This window comes from bacterium 336/3, from assembly GCA_001281695.1.
GTDB lineage: Bacteria > Bacteroidota > Bacteroidia > Cytophagales > Thermonemataceae > Raineya.
In genome coordinates this window covers 2,309,152-2,329,639 of sequence record LJIE01000001.1, presented here as the reverse complement: position 1 = coordinate 2,329,639, position 20,488 = coordinate 2,309,152, and the positions used below count along the sequence as shown (strand labels likewise).

At 33.8% G+C, this 20,488-nt stretch carries 19 protein-coding genes and 1 pseudogene; 15 read left to right on the top strand and 5 right to left on the bottom strand.

Annotated features, from left to right (window positions below; genetic code table 11):
- The first annotated feature begins 146 nt into the window (after positions 1-146).
- Positions 147-716: a hypothetical protein gene (locus AD998_10825; protein ID KOY86572.1), complete on the top strand. Its 570-nt coding sequence runs from the start codon at positions 147-149 to the stop codon at positions 714-716.
- The gene (locus AD998_10820) at positions 713-1,771 is read left to right on the top strand and encodes a hypothetical protein (GenBank protein ID KOY86571.1); all 1,059 of its coding nucleotides are present in this window, start codon (positions 713-715) and stop codon (positions 1,769-1,771) included. Before AD998_10825 ends, AD998_10820 begins: the two co-directional genes overlap by 4 nt.
- Before the next feature lie 51 nt (positions 1,772-1,822).
- Here AD998_10820 and AD998_10815 read toward each other — a convergent pair whose 3' ends face one another.
- Positions 1,823-2,800, bottom strand: coding sequence for a hypothetical protein (locus AD998_10815; GenBank protein ID KOY86570.1), 978 nt, complete (start codon positions 2,798-2,800; stop codon positions 1,823-1,825).
- A 109-nt stretch (positions 2,801-2,909) separates the two neighbouring features.
- Here AD998_10815 and AD998_10810 point away from each other — a divergent pair, with 109 nt between their 5' ends.
- The 5 genes from AD998_10810 to AD998_10790 all read left to right on the top strand — a co-directional run bounded on the left by AD998_10810 (position 2,910) and on the right by AD998_10790 (position 9,254).
- Entirely contained in the window at positions 2,910-3,599 is a 690-nt protein-coding gene (locus AD998_10810; GenBank protein ID KOY86569.1) for a hypothetical protein, read from the top strand.
- 41 nt (positions 3,600-3,640) lie between these two features.
- Positions 3,641-5,707 carry a methionyl-tRNA synthetase gene (locus AD998_10805; protein KOY86568.1) on the top strand — a complete coding sequence of 689 codons (2,067 nt, stop codon included), beginning with the start codon at positions 3,641-3,643 and terminating at the stop codon, positions 5,705-5,707.
- Between the two features lie 21 nt (positions 5,708-5,728).
- Positions 5,729-6,493 (top strand): hypothetical protein, encoded by a 765-nt coding sequence (locus tag AD998_10800; GenBank protein ID KOY86567.1) that lies wholly within the window; start codon positions 5,729-5,731, stop codon positions 6,491-6,493.
- 24 nt (positions 6,494-6,517) lie between these two features.
- A complete protein-coding gene (locus AD998_10795; protein ID KOY86566.1) occupies positions 6,518-7,636 on the top strand; it encodes an imidazoleglycerol-phosphate dehydratase in 1,119 nt (372 codons plus the stop codon).
- A 100-nt stretch (positions 7,637-7,736) separates the two neighbouring features.
- The gene (locus tag AD998_10790) at positions 7,737-9,254 is read left to right on the top strand and encodes a hypothetical protein (protein ID KOY88153.1); all 1,518 of its coding nucleotides are present in this window, start codon (positions 7,737-7,739) and stop codon (positions 9,252-9,254) included.
- A gap of 29 nt (positions 9,255-9,283) precedes the next feature.
- Here the strand turns inward: AD998_10790 and AD998_10785 are convergent, their stop codons facing one another.
- The gene (locus AD998_10785; GenBank protein ID KOY86565.1) at positions 9,284-9,805 is read right to left on the bottom strand and encodes a hypothetical protein; all 522 of its coding nucleotides are present in this window, start codon (positions 9,803-9,805) and stop codon (positions 9,284-9,286) included.
- Positions 9,806-9,858: 53 nt separating this feature from the next.
- A complete protein-coding gene (locus AD998_10780; protein KOY86564.1) occupies positions 9,859-10,395 on the bottom strand; it encodes a hypothetical protein in 537 nt (178 codons plus the stop codon).
- A 225-nt stretch (positions 10,396-10,620) separates the two neighbouring features.
- Between AD998_10780 and AD998_10775 the strand changes: the two genes are divergently transcribed.
- Complete coding sequence (locus AD998_10775; protein KOY86563.1) at positions 10,621-10,959, top strand: hypothetical protein; 339 nt, start codon at positions 10,621-10,623, stop codon at positions 10,957-10,959.
- 21 nt (positions 10,960-10,980) lie between these two features.
- Entirely contained in the window at positions 10,981-11,883 is a 903-nt protein-coding gene (locus AD998_10770) for a hypothetical protein (protein KOY86562.1), read from the top strand.
- A 312-nt stretch (positions 11,884-12,195) separates the two neighbouring features.
- On the opposite strand, the pseudogene AD998_10765 reads toward AD998_10770, so the two are convergent.
- Positions 12,196-12,879, bottom strand: a pseudogene (locus tag AD998_10765) (hypothetical protein).
- A gap of 1,070 nt (positions 12,880-13,949) precedes the next feature.
- Here AD998_10765 and AD998_10760 point away from each other — a divergent pair.
- From AD998_10760 to AD998_10735, 6 genes are read left to right on the top strand one after another with little or no spacing between them, the layout of a single operon-like run.
- Complete coding sequence (locus AD998_10760) at positions 13,950-14,402, top strand: hypothetical protein (GenBank protein KOY86561.1); 453 nt, start codon at positions 13,950-13,952, stop codon at positions 14,400-14,402.
- 28 nt (positions 14,403-14,430) lie between these two features.
- Positions 14,431-15,354, top strand: coding sequence for a dTDP-4-dehydrorhamnose reductase (locus AD998_10755; GenBank protein KOY86560.1), 924 nt, complete (start codon positions 14,431-14,433; stop codon positions 15,352-15,354).
- Positions 15,355-15,371: 17 nt separating this feature from the next.
- Positions 15,372-17,273: a hypothetical protein gene (locus tag AD998_10750; protein ID KOY86559.1), complete on the top strand. Its 1,902-nt coding sequence runs from the start codon at positions 15,372-15,374 to the stop codon at positions 17,271-17,273.
- A gap of 1 nt (position 17,274) precedes the next feature.
- Complete coding sequence (locus AD998_10745; protein ID KOY86558.1) at positions 17,275-17,580, top strand: hypothetical protein; 306 nt, start codon at positions 17,275-17,277, stop codon at positions 17,578-17,580.
- Positions 17,581-17,596: 16 nt separating this feature from the next.
- Complete coding sequence (locus AD998_10740; protein ID KOY86557.1) at positions 17,597-19,600, top strand: urocanate hydratase; 2,004 nt, start codon at positions 17,597-17,599, stop codon at positions 19,598-19,600.
- A 32-nt stretch (positions 19,601-19,632) separates the two neighbouring features.
- Positions 19,633-20,040: a hypothetical protein gene (locus tag AD998_10735; GenBank protein KOY86556.1), complete on the top strand. Its 408-nt coding sequence runs from the start codon at positions 19,633-19,635 to the stop codon at positions 20,038-20,040.
- Positions 20,041-20,068: 28 nt separating this feature from the next.
- Here the strand turns inward: AD998_10735 and AD998_10730 are convergent, their stop codons facing one another.
- Positions 20,069-20,431 (bottom strand): hypothetical protein, encoded by a 363-nt coding sequence (locus AD998_10730; protein ID KOY86555.1) that lies wholly within the window; start codon positions 20,429-20,431, stop codon positions 20,069-20,071.
- Between the last annotated feature and the right edge of the window lie 57 nt (positions 20,432-20,488).

The window sequence follows — 20,488 nt, the reverse complement described above, 5'->3', positions numbered from 1 at the left end:
TAAAATTCTTTTCATGGTTTTTGAGTTTTAGTTTTGCCACAAAAACGCAAGGTTATATTCATTTGGTTGCTTTGAAAAAAAATTATTTTTTTGAGGCAACCATTTTGTAAATTGATTCGTTTTGTGGAGGAATATTAAAAAGTGTTATGAACTTAGAGGAAAACCCTCAATTATTAGAACTTATAGAAGGTTGCATACGAAAAGACCGGCAAAGCCAAAAAGGCTTGTATAAAGGTTGTTTTCCGTATGCGATGAGTATTTGTTTGCGTTATGCTAATAGTTCGGAGGAAGCTCAAGAAATTTTAAATGATTCATTTTTAAAGGTTTTTAATAAACTTCATTTACTATCTCCTCCTTTCAATTTTAAAGCGTGGTTACGTAGAATACTCATCAACACAGCCATTGATTATCTAAGAAAAAATAAATCTTTTTTGTATTCGGCAGATTATCAAGAAGCTATGAATACAGAAGTGGAGGCTTCGGCACTCGACCATCTTTCAGAACAAGATATTTTGCAGTTGGTACAAGCCCTCCCACCCTCATACAGAACTGTGTTTAACTTATATGCCATAGAAGGATACTCACACGATGAAATTTCAAAAACATTACAAATTAGTGTAGGAACTTCAAAATCGAATTTACATAAAGCCAGACAAATTTTACAAAAGCGTCTTTTAGAAGAAAAAAAAATATACTTTGAAGCGATAATACCATGAAGAAATTTGAAATAGATCATTTTGTTAAAGATAAACTTGCCCATCTACAACCAGAGTTTGATGAGCAAGCATGGGACGATTTAGAAAAAAAATTAGATAAAGAAGACCATAGTCAAAGAGCTTTTATTTGGTGGTGGCAATTGGATAAAATTGCAGCCGTTTTTGTAGTAGGGTTATTTGGTTATTTGGTGTATTATCTTTATACAAACAATTCTGTTGATAACCACATTCCGTTATATGCAGAAAATAGTATAAATTTTTTGAAAAAAGCAGAGAAAAAAACAGATGTTTCTCCTCGTCAAAAAGAACAGAAAAATGATTCTTATGTGTATCAGGAGCCTAAAAAAATCATCAAACCTTTTGTTGAGAAAAAATTAATCGTTCCTGTATCTCAAAAAGAGGAGCAAACTATTGCAATAAATTTTGATAGAAGATTTCAAGATAAATATTTTCATAACGATTTTTCTAAGGATTTGAAACCTGCAAAAGCATTTGTGATTGATTCGAGCTTTGTAGCCAACCAAGTATCTAAGAAAAACAAACGCAAACGTCAATCTTTTGGAGTGGCTTTATCTCCTGTTATCAGTCCTAATGGTTTACAAGCAGGTTTAGGTTATACACATGAAGTAGCTCTTTCAAAGAATGTGAGTGTTTTATCAGGCATCAATTATACTCCTTGGTCATCTAATATGCCTGTAAACGCCATTAATACTCTTTCATCACCAAGTTCTATTAATCCAGATGTAAAAGTAAAATTAAATACGATTGAAATTCCTCTTGAAGCAAAAGTAAAAGTAGCGAAAAATGTGGCTGTGAGTGGTGGGGTTTCTAACACTCTTTTAATCAAAGAAACCATTGGAAATGTAGTCAATAACAACCCAGAATTGAGTATTTCTTCTATCAATTTGGGTGTAAGTTACGATATAAAAATTAGTAAAAATAGCCAAATAAACCTACAACCTTATTACAGGATACCAGTGCAAAGCATTGGTTTGTCGGGCACCCAACTTTCGGGATTTGGCTTACGAACAGGCTTTAGTTATAACACCAGATAATAAAAAAAGCAGATAAATTCTTATCTGCCTTTTTTTTGTTTTAATGTTTTTTTATAAACTCAATACAGTCAAATCGAAACGTCTGTTGGCTGCTCTTCCCTCTTCTGTATCATTAGAAGCCACAGGACGCTCTTTCCCATAGCCTTTCGCTACAAATCGTTGAGCAGGTATTTTTTTGGTAACTAAATAATTAAATACAGATTTTGCTCTCTTTTGAGAAAGTTGTAAGTTATATGAAGCTGAACCTTTATCATCTGTATGGGCTCCGATCTCAATACGAGCTTTAGGGTTATCTTTCAGTAATTTTACAATACGGTCTAACTCTCTTTGAGAATTATCATTTAAGTCCCATTTTGCTGTCTCAAATGTAATGTTATACAAAGGGATTTTAGCTCCAACAGTAAGTGTATGAAGTTTTACAGCTAATTTTGATGTTTTTTTAGAAGAAACTGTATTGGAGTAGAAAATATATTCTTTGGGGTTTTTCACTTCCAATTCATATTCATCATCATCACGTAAACGAACCTTATATTTACCATTGTTACCATCTTTGGGGTCTAAAACAATCACTTCATTTCTATTTTTGTTTGTAAGTGTAACACCAAAAGGCAACCCATCTCCTGTTTCCATATCCGAAACATTGATTTCTATCACACTTCTTTTAGGATTTAATTCTATGACTTGGTCTGTGGATACATCTTTTGCTAAATCTAGTACAATCAGGCTATCCTCAAATTTAGGGGCTGAGAGACGCAGGTTATAAACTTTATTACGTCTTAGTGTAAAATCTGCCTTACCATCAGCAGGCTGGCTTTCATGAACTGTTGTCTTTTCAACTACATCTCTTACCTCAATTTTAGCTTTTAAAGGTGTTTTTTTATCCGCATCTATCACAGACACATTCATTTTTACCTTTAAAATATCCAAATTATAGGTTTCACTTTCACTTTCTAAAGAACCTCTTTGAGCTAATACGCTTGTTTGCAGGCTTATACCTAATCCCAAAGCAATAATAAATATTTTACGCATAGATTTTTGAAGTATATTACATTTTCCAAAAATAAAAAAATATCTTGATATCCAAATATCTTTCTTGCAAGAAATATGTATTTTTGTGGTTTAATTGAATAAATTCATTATGTATGAAAACCCTTTAAATAATTTTATTGATTTATTTTGTTTGGAAGCATATTGTGGTTATGCTGGACACCTTAAAATTAATTGTAGTAAGTTTTCTACAAATTTTGATTTAATTATAAATGGGAATCAAAAACCTGAGTGGAGGTTAGAAACTGAATCAGCGGCATGGCGTTTACAACATAATGGTGTTTTTATGACAGGTTCTTATGAAGATGAAGAACATAATGATGAGTATTTAGCATTTTTGGTAGGAAAGAAGATAACCCAGATTGTTCATATTATAGGAATTGACTATTCTGTTGTATTTGATGATGGCTATCAAATAGATATTTTTAATCAGGGAATAGATTTTCCAGCTTTTAAAGTTTATGATTCCAATAAAGAAAAGCATTTACTTATTTCTCAAGATGGTACATGGCTCCCATATGTTGCTGAAGAATTTACCACACAAGAAGAAATGATGAGTTTGCATTCAGAGCAGGCTCATGAAAGATGGGAGAATATAGTGCCTCAAGAAAGTTTTGATAATCATTGTAGGAATTGTGCTTACTTTTTATCTATAACAGGTAGATTTTATTTTTGGGATTATGGATTATGTAGTAATCATCTATCTTTGTACGATGGAAAAGTAGTGGGTGTAAAGTCTAGTTGTGAAAATTATAGTTTAGATTTAAATTTGGATGAATAAATATTCATCACTTAATATGTAATTTTAAAATAAAAGAAGAAATGTCAAAAAATTTCCAGCGTTATACAGTTACAGCAGCGTTGCCCTATGCCAATGGAGGCGTTCATATAGGTCATTTGGCTGGAGTTTACATCCCTGCCGATATTTATTGTCGTTATTTGAGACTCAAAAATGAAGATGTATTGTTTATTTGTGGCTCAGATGAGCATGGCGTTCCTGTAACCATCAGGGCTGCCAAAGAAGGCATTACAGTACAACAAGTTGTAGATAAATATGACAAAATTATTGGAGATTCTTTCAAAGAGTTTGGGATTAGTTTCGATATTTACTCAAGAACATCAAAACCTATTCATCACGAAACTTCCAGAGAAATTTTCAAAACTTTGTATGATAAAGGTGTTTTTGTAGAAGATACTTCAGAGCAGTATTTTGACCCTATTGCTAATAAATTTTTAGCTGATAGATACATTGTAGGTACTTGTCCTGTTTGTAACAATCCTGATGCCTATGGCGACCAATGTGAGAATTGTGGAACCTCTCTAACTCCAGATAAACTTATCAATCCACGTTCTAAACTCTCCGATGCCACTCCTATCAAAAAAGAAACCAAACACTGGTATTTCCCTTTGGATAAATATGAAGCTTGGCTCAAAGAATGGATTTTAGAGGGTCATAAAGAATGGAAAACCAATGTCTATGGTCAGTGTAAATCGTGGTTGGATGCAGGTTTACAACCTCGACCCATGACAAGAGACTTGGATTGGGGTGTTCCCTTGCCTATTCCAAATACAGAAGGAAAGGTAATGTATGTTTGGTTTGATGCCCCTATTGGCTACATTTCAGCAACCAAAGACTATTTTGCTCAAAAAAATGCTGATGCTGACGCTTGGAAGCCTTACTGGAAAGATGAAAGCACCAAATTGGTACATTTTATTGGAAAAGATAATATTGTATTCCACTGTATTCTTTTTCCTGCTATTTTAAAGGCTGAAGGCTCTTACATTTTGCCAGAAAATGTCCCTGCTAATGAGTTTTTAAATTTAGCTGATGCAAAAATTTCGACTTCAAAGAATAGGGCTGTGTGGTTAGATGAATATTTGAGAGAATTTGAAGGTAAACAGGATGTTTTACGTTATGTGCTCACAGCCAACGCCCCTGAAACCAAAGACAACAATTTCACTTGGAAAGATTTCCAAGATAGAAACAACAACGAATTAGTCTCAAATTTAGGTAATTTCGTAAATAGAGTCCTTACACTTACTCAAAAATACTTTGATGGTGTTGTACCTCCTCTCAACGATTTGGAGAAAGTAGATATTGATTTGGTTGAAAGTTTGAAAACATTCCCCAGTAAAATTGGTGAAAGTATCGAAAATTATCGTTTCCGTGAGGCTTTGGGCTATATTATGGAGCTTTCAAGTATTGGAAACAAATATTTCCAAGAAAATGAGCCTTGGAAACTTGCCAAAGACTTTGAAGGAAACAAAGCCCGTATCGAAAATGTATTGCATTTGGCTTTGCAATTAACAGCTAATCTGGCATTTTTAATAGAGCCATTTTTGCCTTTTACAGCTCAAAAGCTTCAAAAGGCTTTAGGAGTTGGCAAATTTTACTGGAATGAACTCGGAAATCAGGATTTGCTTATTTCAGGACAGAAAATTGAGCAGGCAGGTTTATTATTCGAAAAAATTGAAGATGAAACCATACAGAAACAACTAAACATCTTAGCAGAAAGAGAAAAAATGAATGAATTAGACAGCAAAAAGCCTCAGCCTTTGGCTTCAGAGATTACTTATGACGATTTTGCAAAATTAGATATTCGTGTGGCTACGGTACTAAAAGCCGAAAAAATGCCTAAATCTGATAAATTATTAAAACTTTTACTAGATACGGGCATTGATGAAAGAGTAGTTTTAAGTGGTATTGCCAAACATTTCTCCCCTGAAGAAGTTGTAGGAAAACAGGTTTGTGTACTTTGTAACCTTGCTCCTCGTAAAATGATGGGCGAAATGTCTAATGGGATGATTTTAATGGCTGAAGACAAAGACGGAAGTCTTAAATTTATTGAGCCTTCAGCAGCCATCTGGAATGGAGCAAAAATTAGTTAAAAGATATTTTTTTATAAAATTATGATTTCAACACATAGCATCAACTCTTTAAGTCAATATATTGATTTTATAGTTAATCAAGAACACAGAGATATTTCTCAATGGTTATTTCGTGGACATAGTGATGAAACATATGAATTAACTCCCAGTTTGTTTAGAATTAATATTAAAGATTCATTTAGGGATTGGAATGATGTTGAAAAATATATAATGACACAATTTAAAAAGCAAGCTATTCCATATTTAAAATATTCTCCTTCCAATGAATTGGAGTGGCTTGCTATAGCACAACATTATGGATTACCTACAAGACTACTTGATTGGACAACAAATGCTCTGGTTGCTTTATTTTTTGCTGTTGAAAATCATTATAATGATAAGAATGCAAATGTATGGTTATATGGAATTCCATCATTAAATAACTGTCTTGAAGAAAGCACTTGGATATCAAGAAGGATAGACTTAGACAGTAATCATGAACACATCATTTTTCCAAATCATATAGATTCTCGAATTACTAATCAGTCTGGTTGTTTTACAATTCATGATTTTCCAGAAAAAAATAATGTTTTTATTCCCTTAAATGAACAAAAATATAATTTATCAGATGCTTTCACTTTTGTTAAAATAACTATTGATGCAGATAAGAAGAAAGATATTTTGAATGAATTATATTATGTAGGTATTCATCAGGAGTTTATATATCCTGACTTAGGAGGTTTAACTGCAAAATTAAAATTTGAGTTGAATACTACTCATAAAAGAAATACCATTATAAAATCTTAACAATCAGCTTTTATAAACTTATTTATGCGTAAAATTCTTTTTATAGACCGAGATGGGACGATTATCGTAGAACCTCAAGATAATTTTCAGATTGACTCTTTGGCTAAACTTTCGTTTTTACCGAAAGTATTGCGTAATTTGTACTATTTACAAAATACCTTAGGTTATGAACTCGTCATGGTTACCAATCAGGATGGTTTGGGAACAGAGTCTCTTCCTGAACCTGATTTTTGGGAGCCTCATAACAAAATGATGGAAATTCTTGAAAATGAAGGTATTTATTTCAAAGAAGTATTGATTGATAAATCTTTTGAACACGAAAATGCTCCTACCCGCAAACCCAGAACGGGTCTGGTTACACATTATCTCAATCAAAACGATATTGATTATAGCAAATGTTTTGTCATTGGTGATAGGCTTACAGACATAGAACTTGCCTACAATATGGGTATCAGAGGTATTTTTTTGAACGATGATACCTTTAGCTTGGAAGAAAAACACACCAAGGCTCTTGCTTTACAAAATGCAGATTGGGATGTTGTAACAAAATTCATTGAAAAAGCTCAAGGAAGAGTTGGTACAATTCACAGAACTACCAAAGAAACAGATATTTATGTTCGTGTAGATTTGGATAACAATTTTTCACCTATTTTAGATACTGGTATTGGCTTTTTTGACCACATGCTTGAGCAGATAGCCAAACATGCCCGTATAGGACTGGAAATTAGTGTAAAAGGCGATTTACATATAGATGAGCATCATAGCATAGAAGATACAGGACTTGCTTTGGGCGAGGCTTTTAAAAAAGCTCTTGGAGAAAAACGAGGCATTGCTCGTTATGGACATTTTACGTTGCCCATGGATGAAACCCTTGCACAAACAGCTCTCGATTTTTCGGGAAGACCTTGTTTTGTGTGGGATGCCCCATTCAAGAGAGAAAAAGTAGGTGGTATGCCCACAGAGATGTTTGAACATTTCTTTAAATCGTTTTCAGATACTTCGTTGTGTAATTTGCATATCAAGGCAACAGGCTCAAACGACCACCATATTATTGAAGGTATTTTCAAGGCTTTTGCCAAAGCCATAAAGATGGCTATAACCATTGAGCATAACGATTTACCCTCTACCAAAGGAATTTTATAAAATTTAGATAATACAAACATTTGCAAATAGATTGTAAAAATTTGTATTTTTGCAGTCTATTTGTTTTTTTACACATAAAATTGCGTTATTTGAAGCACTCATGAACTGGCTTAGCCCCATAACACCCATTATCAAGTATTTCTTGCACAGACCTTATCAGCGTATTCAGTATTTTATGAATCATGCAGATAAAGTGCAAGAAAGGCAGTTTGTATCACTTATACAGGCTGCTAAGAATACCGAATGGGGTAACAAGTATGAATACGCTAGTATCAAGAATTTTGAACAATACAGTAAAAAAGTTCCTATTTCCTCTTACGAAGACTTTGTACCTTATATCAGTAGAATGATGAAAGGCGAGCAAAATATTTTATGGAATACGCCCATTCATTGGTTTTCAAAATCTTCTGGTACAACAGACGCTCGTAGCAAATTTATTCCTGTTTCAAGAGAGTCTTTGCATACATGCCATTTTCGAGGTGGTAAAGATTTACTTGCCTTATACATAGAAAATCGTCCAAACACCAAATTTATGCTTGGAAAAGGTTTGGGAATTGGTGGAACTTTTCAAGAAAGCTCTGAAACCAAAGGTATATTTTATGGTGATGTTTCGGCAGTCATAACACAACAACTACCTGTATGGGCTCAAAAGCTCAGAGCTCCCAGCTTAGAAGTTGCTATGCTCTCTAAATGGGAAGATAAAATTGAGAGAATGGCAAAAGAAACTGTTTCTCAAAATATTACCAGTTTATTGGGTGTGCCTACATGGATGATTGTAGTCTTACAAAGAGTTCTTGAAATTACGGGTAAAAAACATATTTTAGAGGTTTGGGAGAACTTAGAAGCATTTTTTCATGGAGCTGTTTCATTCCAACCTTACAGACATTTGTTCAATCAGCTTGCTCCAAACATAGATTACATGGAGGTTTATAATGCTTCTGAGGGCTTTTTTGGTTTGCAAGATGATTTATCAAGAGATGATATGCTCCTAATGCTCGATTATGGTGTATTTTATGAATTTGTAGAGATGGATGAATGGGATAACCCTTATCCTAAAACAAAAACTATTTCGGAAGTAGAGTTAGATACCAATTATGCCATGATTATCTCTACAAATGGAGGATTATGGCGTTATAAAATTGGAGATACAGTGAAATTTACTTCCAAAAATCCTTATCGTATTAAAATTAGTGGAAGAACAAAGCATTTTATCAATGCTTTTGGCGAAGAACTTATGGTGGAAAATGCTGATGTAGCCATCGCCAAAGCCTGTAATGAAACTGGTGCAACCATTGTAGATTTTACAGCCTGCCCTATTTATATTGATGGTTCAAACAAAGGTGGACATGAGTGGGTCATTGAGTTTGAAAAAGAACCTTTGGATTTAGAAACGTTTACACATATTTTAGATAAAACACTCCGAGAAGTCAATTCCGATTATGATGCTAAACGCTATCATGATATTGCCTTACAAATGCCTATTATTCATAGTGTTGTAAGAGATACTTTTCATAATTGGCTCAAAAAGAAGGGTAAACTGGGAGGGCAACACAAGGTTCCTCGTTTGGCAAACACCCGAGAGTATGTAGATGATATTTTAGGATTTAAAATAGTATAAAAAAAGCCCTGATTTTCAGGGCTTTTTAATTATTTTTTCTCTTCTTTTTTATCTCCTTCTTTCTTCGAATCCTCTTTCTTAGTATGTTCAGCTAACATTTTATCATGTTCAGACTTAATTTGAGCATGCTCTTCTTCCATTTTTTTATGTTCAGCAAGCATTTGCTCATGTTCAGTTTTCATAGCTTCATGCTCTTTTTTCAAATCTTCGTCTTTAATTTCACCTTTAGTATGTTTTTCTTCTAATTCTTTATGTTTAGCAATTAAATCTTCATGTTTTTTCATCATTTCAGCATGTTGCTTTAAAACTTCATCATGCTTTGTTTCGATAGCATTATGAAGGCTGTCTGCTTTACCTTCTGTTGCTTTTTGGTGTCCTTCAACCATTGTTTTGTGCTCTTCTTCCATTTTGGTATGAGCATCTTCTATTGTTTTATGCTCAGTTTCCATTTTAGTATGGTCGTCTACCAATTGCTTATGCAATTCTTCATTAGGTTTGTTACAAGCATACAATAAAGTAGCAGAAATGATAACAGCAGCTATTTTTTTCATTTGATTAAAAGGTTTTGATTTTCAGGGTGCAAAGGTAGAAATAATTTTCTTTTTTACAAAATTATTTCTACCTCCATTTGTCCTTCTGAATGGGTAAAATGATGCTTATCAGGGGCTACTTTTTTAATAAGTTCAATAATACCTGTATTGGAATAAAGCATTGTACCATACAATTTAAAAAGTCCATAACGTTTAGCTTCTTCAAAAAGGAGTTGTAACAAATATCTGCCTATTCCTTTTCCTTGAAAACTGTCTTGTAAAACAATCGCAAATTCAGCTTGTGAGTCTGCTTCATCATCTTGCATATAACGAGCTATCCCTGCAAACGATTCGATACCATCCTCATGAGTGTAAGCTACAATTGCCAAACCTTTGTTTTCTAATTTACAGAGCTTTTCAGCATATTCATAGACTTTATTCTCTGGTATTCCGTCTGTTATCATTTGGAATCTCAAATATCTTGTTTCTTGGGAAAGGTGATAGTAAAATTCTACCAGAGGAATTATATCAGCTTCTGTAAGTTTTCTAAAATATATTTTTTCGTTTTGTTTGGTTTTAAACGAAGGAAAGTATTGTCCTAAAATTTTCATAGATGTAAAGTAAAATAGTAACTCTATCAAAAATACATAGAAAAGACCTAAAAAGTTTAGAATAAGGCTATTAATTTACACATTACACATCAAATTCTTTTGTTTTTTGGATTTAAGAAAGGTTATGTTTGTTTTATTCCATGTTTCTTTATTTATTAGACTACATTTTAAATGATTTGTTCTATGAAAAAATTAATTTTAATATTCATAATGAGCTTCGTTTTTATGAATGCCTATGCTCAAGAAGGAACTAATAATTCAGTAGAAGGTAAAATTACAAGCCTTAGTATGCAATCGCTAACTGCAAAATTGACTGTTCCTTATACCAAAAGCTCGTTAAAAGGAAAAACTGTTAAAATCATTAAAAAATTTAATTTGTCAGATACCTTTGGACCTAAAGTATCTGGGCAAGGCACTATGGAATTAGGCGATGGCATTATATCCAGTCATCAAGGCAATGAGATTACTGTAAAAGTAAACAAATACTATTCTACCAAAGTAGAAAATGGAGTAACCAAGCCTTTAGCCAATGTTGGAAATATTGTAGTTTTAAAATGGGAATAATAATATTTTAAATAATTATTTATGCTTTTTCCTCCTCCTTTATCCAAAGGCAGTAAAATAGGTGTTATTTCGCCTGCATCTGTAGTTGAACCTCATAGAATTGAATATGGTATTAAGTTACTCAAAGATTGGGGCTTTGAAGTGATATTGGGCGAACATATATTTGCTGAAAATTATCAGTTTGCGGGAACTCCTAAACAGCGTTTATCAGATTTACAACGTTTTATCAATGATGATTCTATAGATGCTATTATCTGTGCTAGAGGGGGTTATGGTGTTGTACAATTTATTGATGATGTGGATTTTACTAAGTTTTTCCAAAAACCTAAATGGATTGTTGGATATAGTGATGTAACTGTTTTACATTGTGCTTTACAAAAAATACAAGTGGCAAGTTTACATGCTCCTATGCTCAAGGGTATTGAAGATATTTCACAAGAAAGTAGAAAATATTTAAAAAGTATCTTGGTGGGTGAAGCTGTTCATTATGCAGTCATTCCACACACTTTCAATCAGTTAGGAAAAGCTCAAGGAACACTTATAGGTGGGAATATTGCTCTTTTACATAACCAAATTGGTACTTCAACAGATTTTGATACAGAAGGAAAAATTTTGTTTTTAGAAGATGTTCATGAACCTCTCTACAATATAGATCGAATGATGAGGCATTTAGATAGGGCTGGTAAACTAAAAAACTTAGCTGGTTTGCTGATTGGAGATATTTCAAGAATCAGAGTTGAAGACCCTCCTTTTGATAAAAATACTGAAGAAATTATTTTAGATTTGGTTGGAAAATATCATTACCCTATTTGTTTTGGCTTTCCGTGTGGACATGAATCTCAAAATTATCCTCTTATTTATGGTTCAGAAGCATTCTTGGAAATTTCTGAACACACAGTCTCTTTAAAATTTGGTTGTTATTAAACAAAAAGGAGGCGAATGCCTCCTTTTTTATCCTTGATTATTTCTCAATTCCTCAACTGTTTTACGTAAAGTAATGATTTCTTTATCTTTTTCTTGAATAGCAAATGACATGGAAGCTTCTTTATTTTTAAGTTTTTCTAAAGCCCCTCTTACTTCTTCATATTGGCGTTCAAGCTTGCTTTGAGCATCATAAGCAAGATCTAATGCAGATTGTAATTGACTTTTTTGCTCATTAAGCATTCTTTCTTGTCTTGCCATCTCTCCTACTTTTTTCTCATATTCCACTGAAAGCTTTTGATAAGCTTCACTTGCTTCTTTTTCTCTCTTTTCTAATACTTCTTGTGTGGAAGCCAATTCTTCAACATTTTGTCTCATTTCTTCTTCTTGAGATTGCATTCTTTGAGCATACTCTTGAGCATTAGAAAGGAGTTTTTTAGTCTGCTCATTGATACGAATAGTTGCAATTGTAGCTGCCACGCTTTCTGCGATACGCTTAATAAAATCAATTTCATATTCTTTGAGCATTCTAAAAGAAGCCAACTCAATTACTCCATAAATTTTTTGTTCACTAATAAGTGGCACAATCAGTAGGTTTCGTGGTACAGCTTCACCCAAACCTGATGTAATTTGGACATAATTTTCTGGAATATCTGTTAAGTAAATACTTGCTTTTTCTAAAACAGCCTGAGCCAACAATCCATCATCTAAGTCTAAAATATGCTCCTCAAATCTTTGTCTGTCATAGGCATAGGCAGCATCTCGTTTGAGATACATTTTTTCAGAATTTTCTTTTTGGTATAAAGAATAAAATCCTAATTGATTTAACTTTAAATAGTTGATAAGATTATAAGTGATTTGATATGCGAATTCTTCAAAATTATCAAATTGAGTACGCAAAATATCGTTGAATAAAGCTACACCGTTGTTTGTCCAGCTTCTTCGTTCACCATCATCATCTACTCGTTTAAGATTATCTCTCATATTGAGCAATGCAAAAGCTAATTTATCCTGTTCACTTTTCGGTTTTAAAATTACATCTAACTGATAATTTCCAATGGCTGTTGCAAACTCTGTAGACTGTTTGAGACTATCTGCCAAATCGTTGATATCTGTTGCTAAAACACCTAATTCATCTTTTCGTTTAAAGTGTAGTTTAACATAAAAATCTCCTTGTGTAATTTTCCGTATCGCCTTGGCTATCTGTCTGATAGGTTGCACAACTGTTCCTGAAAACTGCCAATATACAAACAAGAAAATAGCTAAGTAACCAATGAAAATAAGTGTTACTTGTGTTGCATTTCTTCTTTTTGTTGTATAGAATTCTTCCCAAAGAAGATCTGCTAGCTCTGTATTTTGTGTAAATAAGCTAATGGCATTATCTTGCACATAATTCATGGAAAGTCTTCTATTTTGATTAGGGACACGTCTTACACTATAAGTTGTTTGTCCTGATGCCACTGTACTATCAATTTGACTTACTTCTTGGGCTTGTGTAAGTACAGCCAAAAGATTTGTTTGGTAAGTTTTCCAAAGTAGTTTAAGTTCATTGAGTTTTGATTGAGGCTTTCCCGAAATAGGTTTTACTTCTATTTTCTTATTTAAAATATCAACTGTTCCGCCCTTTTCAAGTAAATCAATATTAGATTGGTATTCATTGATGGCTATTTCCAGTTCTTTTTTAGAACCTTCATTTCCTTGAAATACTGTAGAAGCCAAAAATCCAAACCTTTGAGCAATAATTTCATTGCGTTGTGCTACTTCTACTCCTGAGGCACTGTTAGCCAAATTATTTTCTTCAATATTAATAAATATGTAATTGACAACTGTGAGCAAAAGGACAATTCCCAAGAAAATCAGCAGTTTGATTTGTAAATTAAGCGATTGAACGCGAGTAATGATATTTCTTTTCTCCATCAGAATATGATTTTCAAACAAAACGTTTTCAATTTAAGACAAAATTCGTAATTTTAGCAACAAAAAAAAGCATCTTTCACAAGTAAATCTTTGATTTTTTATAAGAAATAGGCTTTTTTTAATTGTTTTTCAAATATTTATATCAATTAACTATGTTTTTTATGAAAAAAACAAACTTTCTTTTTTTAAACCTTATTTTATTTTTCTTGAGCTTTTCAAGTTTTGCTCAGCAGTCTAAAGCTCAATGGGTTGTAGGAACTTGGAAAATTGCAAAATTAGAAATCCCTCATTATGAGCAACTCATAGCAAAAGCTACTCCCGAAAAGAAAAAGCAATACGAGGATGAGTTGAAACTCATAGCCCAATCAGGTACATTTCAGTTTAAGGCTGATGGTACTTATTATATACAATTTTCTGGAAATCAGGAATCTGGCAAATGGAAGTTGAATCAGTATGCATCTAAACTCATCAAAGAAGAAAAAATGCCCAACGGACAATTCATGAAACCTGATGAAATAGGTATCGAATCGCTTACCAAAAATACTATGATTCTTTTAAATGATTATGAAGCAGGCGAAATCATCCGATTGACTTTGAAGAAATAACTATTTTATCACTAAAAAAAGAATTCAATTGAACTCACCAGAAACTATTTTAATTACAGGCTCAAATGGATTATTGGGTCAAAAATTAGTTCATTTACTCTCTGAACAAGATATATACAGTTGGGTAGCTACTGCAAGAGGCACAAATCGAATTGACAGTTCCAAGCCTTTTCAGTTTGCCTCTATGGATACGACCAATCCAGCCCAAATCAATGAAATTTTTGAACTCTACAAGCCTACTATTGTCATACATACAGCAGCCATGACACAAGTAGATGACTGCGAAAAAGACCATGAGGCATGTACTCTTCAAAATGTAACAACTGTCAAATATTTGGCAGACGCTTGTGTAAACCATAAAGCCTTTTTCATTCATCTTTCTACTGACTTTATTTTTGATGGAGAGGCAGGTCCTTATGACGAAGAAGCTCAAGCCAATCCGCTTAGTTTTTATGGTCATAGCAAGCTCAAAGCTGAAGAAATCATCAAAAATACTCCTGACTTAGACTGGGCTATTGCCAGAACCGTTTTGGTTTATGGAATAGCTCAAGATATGAGCCGAAGTAATATTATTTTGTGGGTGAAAAAGTCATTAGAGGATGGTAAAAATATCAAAGTAGTAGATGACCAGTGGCGTTCTCCTACCCTTGCCGAAGATCTTGCCATGGGTTGTTTCTTAATAGCTAAACACAAAGCCAAAGGTATTTTCAATATTTCGGGTAAAGACTTACTGACTCCTTATCAAATGGCACTCAAAACAGCTGATTTTTTTGGTTTGGATAAAAATTTGATAGAAAAAGCTGATTCAACTACCTTTACACAACCTGCCAAAAGACCTCCCAAAACAGGTTTTATCATTGATAAGGCAAAGAATGTATTGGGTTACAATCCTTGCAGTTTTGAAGAAGGAATTGCTATTTTGGCAAATCAATTATTGCTTATTGCTCAATAAATCATAACTTTTTTCTGATGCTTGGTCTATCTAATTACTTTAAAATCAATTTATTTGCTCTTTTATGGCTCCCTTGTGTTGCTTTTTCGCAAGTACAAGACTATCTTAAAAGTGGAAAAGCACAGTTTCAAGAGAAAAAATATATTGAAGCCATTGTAGACTTTTCAGAAGCTATCAGATTAGATACACAAAATGATGATGCCTATTATTCAAGAGCTTTGGCATATACCAAAATGCAAAATTATCAGAAAGCACTTTCAGATATTCAGCAGGCCATTAATCTTCAGAAAAATAAAGCTATTTATTTCACAGAAAGAGGCACGCTTTACTTTGAACTCAAAAACTATGAAAAAGCTGTTCAGGATTTGAGTCAAGCTATATTTCTTGAACCCAAAAATGCTCATTCTTATAGTTTTAGAGCTTTAATTCGTTTGGCTCTGCAAGATTATGAAGGAGCTTTACAAGACAGCGAAAAGTCCTTAAAAATTGATAGTAGCTTGACTCAAAGTTATGCAGAACAAGGTATTGCCCTTGCCATGCTCAACTATAAGCAAGAATCGCAAGTATGCTTTGATAAGTTTTTACACAGCAATCAGGCTGAAAAATATTATATTTTGGCTCATAATAGCTTAGATTATGGCTTTAGAAACAAAACATTGCTTGGGAAATCAGAAAATTGGGCTTTGAAAGCAGTTCAATTACAAGACAATTACAAACACAATTATCTGTACGCTTGTATTTTAGATGCTCAAAACAAAAAACTCAATGCTTTGGATGTATGTCAAAAAGCCATTAGTTTAGCAAAAAAAGAAAATATAGACTATTCAGATACTGAAAAATTGCTTGAAAAAATCAATTTAGGCAATGTAGATGATATTCCTCCTGTCATTACACTTGTTTCGCCCGTAGTAGTACGTGGGGGCATTGTAGTTAGCAGACAAGACGAAGTGAGCATTATTGGGCGTGTTACTGACGAAAGTGGTGTAAAAGATGTATTTATCAATGGAAATCCTGCAAGAGTACTTCTAAATGGTGATTTCAATGGTATAGCCATTCTCAAAAAAGATACGAAATTCTTAACCATTGAAGCCACTGACCAGAAAGGCAATACCGAAAAAATTAATTACAATATCATTTGGCAACTTGATAACGCTATTTCTGAAAAAAGATTTAAAAATATAGGGAAATCTTATGCCCTGATTTTTGCAACCAATCAATACGAATATTGGAATAATCTTTCTAACCCTATCCCTGATGCCGAATCAGTTGCCAAAGACCTCAAAGATTTGTATGGTTATGAAATAGATTTGGTGATAAACCCTACTCAAAACCAGACAATTCTGAAACTGAAAGAGTATTTACAAAAGAAATTCCAACCCAATGACCAGCTTCTCATTTTCTTTGCTGGACATGGACAATTTGATGAAACTTTTGGAGAAGGTTATGTAGTTGCCAAAGACTCAAGACTTGATGATGAAGCCAAATCATCATATCTTTCGTATGCAACACTTAGAACATACATCAACAATATGCAATGCAAACATATTTTACTCATGATGGATGTTTGTTTTGGAGGTACTTTCGACCCACAACTTGCCTCTAAAAACCTACGTGGTAACGAAACTCCTGTAAAACCTAATGATGATGAAATTGAGGCTTTTATAAATAGAAAATTGCAATCTAAAACTCGTAGATATATTACTTCTGGTGGGAAAGAATATGTTTCAGATGGTTCACCAGGGCAACACTCTCCTTTTGTACGCAAATTTTTGGAAGCCTTGAGAAGCTATGGCGGAAAAGATAGAGTAATGACCATTGCTGAAATTCTTACATTTCTTGAAACCATTACACCACAACCTCATCATGGCGAATTTGGCTCCAACGAACCTGGTAGCGATTTTTTAATGATTGGGAAGTAGAATGGGCATCAAATCATTATTGTTAAACTTTCTAAATAATTTAGGAAATAACAAAAGAGTTAAGGCTTTATTATTAGATTTTATAAAAAAATCAGAAAATTTAGGTTTATCAAAAAAAGATATTGAAGTAGCTCAAGAATTTTTAGATTATGGAGAATACAGCTTGTGTTTTGATACCATTACTGAGCAATTATATGAGCATCAAATTCATATTGATATAAATTATTATAATTTAGCACAAAAAATTGCCTTAGAAATGAGTCTTGAAGAAGAATCTTATTCTTACTTGAAATATCTCATTCAATAAATTATATATGAAGCATATGAACACATTCAAAGACGCAATTTTACAAGGCATTCCCCAAGAATTGCCATCCATACAAGCCTACGATACACAAGTAAATCATGCACCCAAAAGAAAAGATATTTTAAGTGCTGAAGAAAAAAAATTAGCTCTTAGAAATGCTTTACGTTATTTCCCTACTCATCAGCATGCCATTTTAGCCAAAGAGTTTGCTGAAGAATTAGAAAAATATGGAAGGGTGTATATGTATCGTTTCCGCCCCAGTTATGCAATGTATGCTCGCCCCATTAACGAATACCCTTGCAAAAGTGTACAGGCAGCAGCCATCATGGCAATGATTCAGAATAATTTAGACCCTGCTGTGGCTCAACACCCCCACGAACTCATCACGTATGGCGGAAATGGTGCTGTTTTTCAGAATTGGGGGCAATATTTGCTTACCATGCAATATTTAGCCACCATGACAGACGAGCAGACCCTTGTGATATATTCTGGACACCCTTTGGGGCTATTTCCCTCACATCAAGATGCTCCAAGAGTAGTTGTAACCAATGGCATGATGATTCCAAACTACTCAAAACCAGATGATTGGGAACGTTTCAATGCTTTGGGGGTAACACAATATGGACAAATGACAGCAGGTTCGTATATGTATATTGGTTCTCAAGGAATTGTACATGGAACGACTATTACAGTCCTCAACGCAGGACGCAAAATATCTAAAAATGGAGAAGGTTTAGAAGGTAAAATCTTCATCACAGCAGGTTTGGGAGGCATGAGTGGAGCTCAACCCAAAGCAGCTAAAATTGCAGGTTGTATTTCTGTTACTGCCGAAGTGAATCAGAAAGTAGTAGAAAAAAGGCATTCACAGGGTTGGGTTGATGAAGTATTTGATAATTTAGATGCTTTGGTAAAAAGAGTAAATCAGGCAAAAAATAATAAAGAAGCCGTTTCTATTGCTTATTTAGGAAATATCGTGGATGTTTGGGAAAAGTTTTTGGAGGCAGGAGTTTACATAGATTTAGGCTCTGACCAAACCTCACTCCATAACCCATTTGCAGGTGGTTATTATCCTGTGGGGCTTAGTTTTGAGGAATCCAATGCTTTGATGGCTGAAAATCCAAATCTCTTCAAAGAAAAGGTTTATGAAACGCTCAGAAGACACACCAAAGCCATCAATGCTCATACAGCCAAAGGAACATACTTCTTTGATTATGGAAATGCCTTTTTGCTGGAAGCCTCAAGAGCAGGTGCCGATGTAATGGCAGAAGATAAAATTCATTTCAAGTACCCTTCGTATGTGCAGGATATTATGGGGCCTATGTGTTTCGATTATGGTTTTGGACCGTTTCGTTGGGTGTGTATGAGCCAAGATGAAGTAGATTTGGCAAAATCGGATGCAATAGCTCTGAAAGTGTTGCAAGAACAATACGCCCAAGCCCCTAAAGAAATTCAGCAACAAATAGCTGATAACATTCGTTGGATTAAAGATGCCATGAAAAATAATTTGGTGGTAGGTTCTCAGGCTCGTATTCTGTATGCTGATGCAGAAGGTAGAATGAAAATTGCTAAAGCCTTGAATGATGCTATTTTAAGTGGAGAAATTTCTGCTCCGATTGTACTCGGCAGAGACCACCATGATGTTTCTGGTACAGACTCGCCTTACAGAGAAACCTCTAATATTTATGATGGTTCAAGTTTTACGGCAGATATGGCTGTTCATAACTTTGTAGGAGATGCGTTTAGAGGAGCCACTTGGATTAGCCTCCATAATGGTGGTGGTGTAGGCTGGGGTGAAGTAGTCAATGGTGGTTTTGGAATGGTTTTAGATGGTTCTAAAGATAGTGAAAGAAGGCTTAAAATGATGCTTCATTGGGATGTAAACAACGGCATTGCCAGAAGAAGTTGGGCAAGAAACGAAGAAGCCGTTTTTGCCATCAAAAGAGCTATGGAAGAAGAACCCAAACTCAAAGTAACCTTGCCTAATTTTGTGGAAGATAAGCTTTTAGAAAACTTATTTTAATTTTTTATAAAAGTATTCGTTTTATTTTCATCATGTTTGTCGCCTTTATTTCTTGTAAAAAGAAAGAAACACCACAATCTACACCAGAAGAACTAATTGTTGGAAAATGGAGTATTTTTTCCATTACCCGTTCTGATATGGCAACTCCTGCATGTGAGTTAGATAATCAGTATGAGTTTAAACAAGGTGGCGTATTTATTGATAATCAAGGAAGTAACAAGTGTTCTTATTTCTATCTATCTAATCTTCTTGGATTATGGTATATGAGTGATGATTATAAAAAATTAACTATTTCATATTCAGACGCAAACGAATTGCCTGAAGCCTATGATATATTGGAATTAACTTCTAATCAAATGACCATTAAAACGGATACAGTAGGAGGCTTTCCTTCTGTTCCTAATATTCAAAGGAACATTATCTTGAAAAAAGTGCAATAAAAAAAGGAGTTTAAACTCCTTTTTTGTTTTAAGCTACAGGTTTCTTTTTGATAATTCCCATCACTCCACCAGCCAAAGAAGCTACACCACCCAAAAGCATCACCCAAAGCCCTATTCCCACTTCTCCTCCACTACTTTTTGTGTCTCCTTGATATTTGATAGCAAGCAAAGCTATCATTAGTCCTATCAATATGCTTAGAATATTGAGCCACTTTTTACCCAGAAAGGATACAGCTGCTACAATCAATCCACAAACGATAAAAAAATAGGCAACTCCAGAATTAGACTCCATAAAATTGGTCTTCATCCCCATTACAGATAATGCTGGTAAAAATACGCTAATAGCAGTGAGCAAGCCCCCACCAATGCCTACAAGATTTTTGTCTTTCATAAGATTAAGTAAAAATTTAGTGTAAAAATATATTTACAACTTATACTATTTCTTAAT